Raw genomic sequence first — 3,744 nt, 5'->3', positions numbered from 1 at the left:
CAAGGACTGACGCTCCAAGGACTGACGCTCCAAGGCCTGCTGCCACAGCGCCCGACCCGTCATCGTCCGATCTCGCGCAATCGCTCAAGTCGATCACGACCGAGCTTGCGAGCATCAACGGCAAGCTCGAGCAACTGAAAAGCCGTAGCGAGCAGACCCTCCGCGAGCAGGCCGACACCATTCAACAGCTCAAGACAGCGCAAGAGAAGGGTGCGGCGGACAATGCGCGCCTCGCTGCGCAGGTCCAGGCGCTGCAAACGCAACTGACCGCGTCACCCGCGTCTGCAGCCGCGAAGCCCGTCGTGCGCAGTGTGAACAACGATGCGGCTACGCGTGCCCGGCCGCACATCCCGGCGGCCGAACCCCGGCGGCCCAGACCGCCGCCGCGAGGCCCCTGGATGCCGCCGTATATGGACCCTTATTACGGCGATCCGGATTGGTGAGCGAGCTGCCGTAGGGTGGGCAAAGCGACTTGTCCGCCGTAGCTCGAAGAGCGAAGGCGGAAGCGTGCCCACGTCTTGGCTGATCGAGGAGAAGACGTGGGCACGGCGCAAGTGCGCCTTTGCCCACCCTACGAAGCTATTACGCTCTACGTTCGCCTCACCGTATCTCGTTCATCGTCACCTGGGCCGCGATCCCCGTCAGCTCGGAATCTTGCGCCGCAAGCTCCTCATCGGAAGACGGGCCAACCGAGACTTCAGTCATTCTGCGTTTGACCTGTTCGCAGGTCTTGCGCACGTCTTCGGTGAACAGCGCGCATTCTTCGATGCGCTTGAAGATCTTCCGTCCCTCTTCACGATACCCCGCTGCCGTTTCTCGCATGAAGGCGATCGCATCATGAACCTGGGCCGTCAGCGCCTCGCATTTTTGCGCCGCGTCGATCAACTCGGTGCCCATGGCCTCGATCTCTTTTGCAGCGGACTCATAGTCGCGAACGACCGCCTCTGCACTGAGCGCACCGACGCGCGACACGCCCGCGGTGTGCTCGACATAATCAGGCAGATTAATTGAAGAAATGGAGCTTCCCGAGCGGATCGACGTGATGTCGGCTTCGAGTTGGACCAAGTTCACTCCGTCCCGCCTGTGCAATTGTTCGACACTTGCCATGACCAATCCTCCCAATACGCGCGCCCAGCACCCCAAACAGCATTGGGTTTATTACGGGGATAAGTGTCGTTCTACCTCGATGTACTCTTGACAGTCTCCACTTTGCCATTTTCTCCCAATCGTCACCTCTGCACGCAGAGATGACGAACCATCAAACTTCAACTTGCCGGCGTACCAGATGGAGGAGATGTCGTTTTCTCAAGCACCCGCCCTGTCAAAGACATCGAGCGTGGCGGAATCGAGGGCTGCCGCACGCGCAGAACCTGTCATCGGCGGCGTCTCAAGCCAACAGCGAGTATTCAGCCCTGCGTCCGCGCCGCCCGATCACATGCTCAGAATGTGATCGTGCCTCACCACCAATACGGCCAGCGCCATCCTTCATAGCGAACATAGGAAGGCACCAGCGGCGGGCCGTAGGGATCGACGCGGTCGTCCTCGGGGCGATACCGATAGCGCGGAACGACATTGTAATCCCACGGCGTTGGCCTGAGCACCGGCGCCGTGACGATGAGCCGCTCTTGCGGTGCGCGAACGACGACGGCTTTCCGCGTTCGGGCCTCAGCACCTGATGTTGCAAGGCTGCTCAGCACGAGGGCGGTCCCGAGCGCGCAGGCGGCGGTCATTTTTGTCATGCGGTGGTCTCCTTCGCGGCAAGAGTGCAAAAGGACTCGGGGCAAGGCAAGCAAATTTCGCGCGACTTTTTCTGCGGCCATCCTTCGAGACGCCCGCTTTGAGCGGGCCCTGACAGGATGAGGGTGGAGTACGCGGCGACAGCTTCAGCAGGCCACGATCCCCCTTAGCCTCACCCTGAGGAAACCGCCACCGGGTCCGCAAAGCGCGGCCCGATGACAGGCTCCATGATCGTCTCCAAAGACGAGGCGCGCGCTCGGCGTTTCAGCGGGCTACGAAGCCCTACACCGCGTCGACCTCCTCAGGCACCGGTCCGGCCACGAGTCCGTCGAGACTGACCATCAGCAAATCGGCGATGTGCATCAGCTGGTACAGCGGAATGTCCGCTTCGCCCTGCTCGGCCAGTTGCACGAAAGCCGGCGTGACGCTGAGGCGCTCGGCGAGCTGGCCTTGCGTGTAGCCGCGCATCTCGCGCGCGGCCTTGACGCGCGCGCCGATGCCGAGCCGGTGCCGGGCCTGCTCGTCCACGGTCATCATCGCGGCCTGCTCGTCCGCGCTCGCATAACCGTGCGCGAACGCACCCCCGATCAGCCTCTCCTTGCGCCAGGCGAGCCGGCAGCCCTTGCGCAGACCGCTCGAGAAAACCAGCGAAAACTGCTCCGGCACCCATGCCGAACTGTTGAGAGCCACGCGCGCGCCGGTGCCGGAGACATCGCGGATCGTGCAGGGCACGCTGACGATGCTGCCGGTGCCGTTGTCGAACTCGACAAGGCCGGTGCGCAACGTGTGATGCCTGACTGCGGCGCGATGATCGTTCATGACAGCTCCCGTAAGCTTGCGGCGGCGCCGCATGGCGTATCCGACGCATCCGAAATCGGGGCGAAGATACCGCGGAATTTCTCCGTAACTCCTAAGCTTCCAGCGGTTCAGTCGTGACCGGATGCCATGGTAAAGGAATTGCTCCCGGGCGGCCGCTCTCGGCGGCGTTCGCGTAGCCCGGACGGCGCGCAAGCGTTATCTGGGAAAGGTGTCCGCAGCGCACGGATCGCCGGTCACTCCCGCGCGCGGCGCAGGGCGTGCTCCAGCGTCTTTCTTTGCTTGTCCCAACGGGCCTGCTCAGCCTCGGCGCGTTCGTCGAGCGCGGCCCGCTCGGCGTCGATCTCCTCTGCCCGCGCGTCGTGCTGCCGCCTCGCCTTGGCCAGCGCCGCCTCGGCGATGGCGACCGCCTTGTCGCGGCGGGCGCGCGCCTTGGTGCGGGCGGCCTCCTCCTTACGACGCTGGGCCTCCCGGCGCTTCTCCTCCCTCGCGAACGCCGCGGCGGCCTTGCGCGCCGCTTGATCGTCGATCTCAGGGGATGCTCTCCGCACCGTCCTGGCGGGACGCTTCGTCGATCCCGGCCTGCTCTTGAGCTCGGTCTTTGTCTTGCTCTTGCTTCCGGGTCTGGCTTCGCCCTCGGCGAGATCCGTCGGCAGGGCGGCACTCTCCGTGAACGGGCCATCCGAGCCGACCGGGCGCCTGAGCACGACACCGGGCCTCGCCATGGTCGCCGCGACGATATCGCGATCCTCAGTCTCCTTCGCGGCGCCCTGATGGAACAGGTTGGAGCTCGCGCCCCAGGCCTCCAGCGCCGCCTTCATCGAAGGTGCCGCGATGGCCTGATCGTAGAAGCCGAGCGAGGTCTGGTAAGTCTTCAGCTTTCGTTTCGGTCTTGCCGGCATGTCGTCCCGATTGTGGTTTCGCTAATCCGGGCTACGAACTACGAACTTCCAGCCAGCGCATCATACCCCTTCTCGCTGAACGCCAGCAGACAGAACCCGTTCCCGAACGGATCGGCCAGCATCGCGATCCGCCCATACGGCGCATCGCGCGCGGGCGCCTCCAGGATCGCGCCGGCACTGAGCGCACGCGCGACTGCGGCGTCGACATCGTCGACGACGACGTCGATGTGCACGGGCGTCCAGTGCCGCTCGTAGCGGCGGCGGTCTGCGCCGGCACCTAACGTGCCGG

At 64.6% G+C, this 3,744-nt stretch carries 5 protein-coding genes and 1 pseudogene; 1 reads left to right on the top strand and 5 read right to left on the bottom strand.

Features of this window, described 5'->3' with window-relative positions; genetic code table 11:
- Positions 1 to 443 (top strand): annotated as a pseudogene (locus IC66_RS0103015) (hypothetical protein); the annotation flags it as partial.
- Positions 444 to 600: 157 nt separating this feature from the next.
- Here IC66_RS0103015 and IC66_RS0103010 read toward each other — a convergent pair.
- The 5 genes from IC66_RS0103010 to IC66_RS0102990 all read right to left on the bottom strand — a co-directional run.
- The gene (locus tag IC66_RS0103010) at positions 601 to 1,107 is read right to left on the bottom strand and encodes a hypothetical protein (protein WP_038946621.1); all 507 of its coding nucleotides are present in this window, start codon (positions 1,105 to 1,107) and stop codon (positions 601 to 603) included.
- 350 nt (positions 1,108 to 1,457) lie between these two features.
- Positions 1,458 to 1,739 carry a hypothetical protein gene (locus IC66_RS0103005; protein ID WP_028144876.1) on the bottom strand — a complete coding sequence of 94 codons (282 nt, stop codon included), beginning with the start codon at positions 1,737 to 1,739 and terminating at the stop codon, positions 1,458 to 1,460.
- A 280-nt stretch (positions 1,740 to 2,019) separates the two neighbouring features.
- The gene (locus tag IC66_RS0103000) at positions 2,020 to 2,556 is read right to left on the bottom strand and encodes a helix-turn-helix domain-containing protein (protein ID WP_038946620.1); all 537 of its coding nucleotides are present in this window, start codon (positions 2,554 to 2,556) and stop codon (positions 2,020 to 2,022) included.
- 233 nt (positions 2,557 to 2,789) lie between these two features.
- Positions 2,790 to 3,455: a hypothetical protein gene (locus tag IC66_RS0102995; RefSeq protein ID WP_038946619.1), complete on the bottom strand. Its 666-nt coding sequence runs from the start codon at positions 3,453 to 3,455 to the stop codon at positions 2,790 to 2,792.
- Positions 3,456 to 3,493: 38 nt separating this feature from the next.
- Positions 3,494 to 3,744: VOC family protein (locus tag IC66_RS0102990; protein WP_038946618.1), on the bottom strand; the 251-nt coding region annotated here is incomplete at its 5' end.

The organism is Bradyrhizobium genomosp. III (genome assembly GCF_000261705.1).
Classification (GTDB): Bacteria; Pseudomonadota; Alphaproteobacteria; order Rhizobiales; family Xanthobacteraceae; genus Bradyrhizobium; species Bradyrhizobium ottawaense.
This window is presented reverse-complemented; position numbering and strand designations above follow the sequence as displayed.

What these genes read in the sequence shown, in the direction of transcription:
- IC66_RS0103010 (WP_038946621.1), bottom strand. Translation starts at nt 1,107, where the DNA reads ATGGCAAGTGTCGAACAATTGCACAGGCGGGACGGAGTGAACTTGGTC.
- IC66_RS0103005 (WP_028144876.1), bottom strand. Translation starts at nt 1,739, where the DNA reads ATGACAAAAATGACCGCCGCCTGCGCGCTCGGGACCGCCCTCGTGCTG.
- IC66_RS0103000 (WP_038946620.1), bottom strand. Translation starts at nt 2,556, where the DNA reads ATGAACGATCATCGCGCCGCAGTCAGGCATCACACGTTGCGCACCGGC.
- IC66_RS0102995 (WP_038946619.1), bottom strand. Translation starts at nt 3,455, where the DNA reads ATGCCGGCAAGACCGAAACGAAAGCTGAAGACTTACCAGACCTCGCTC.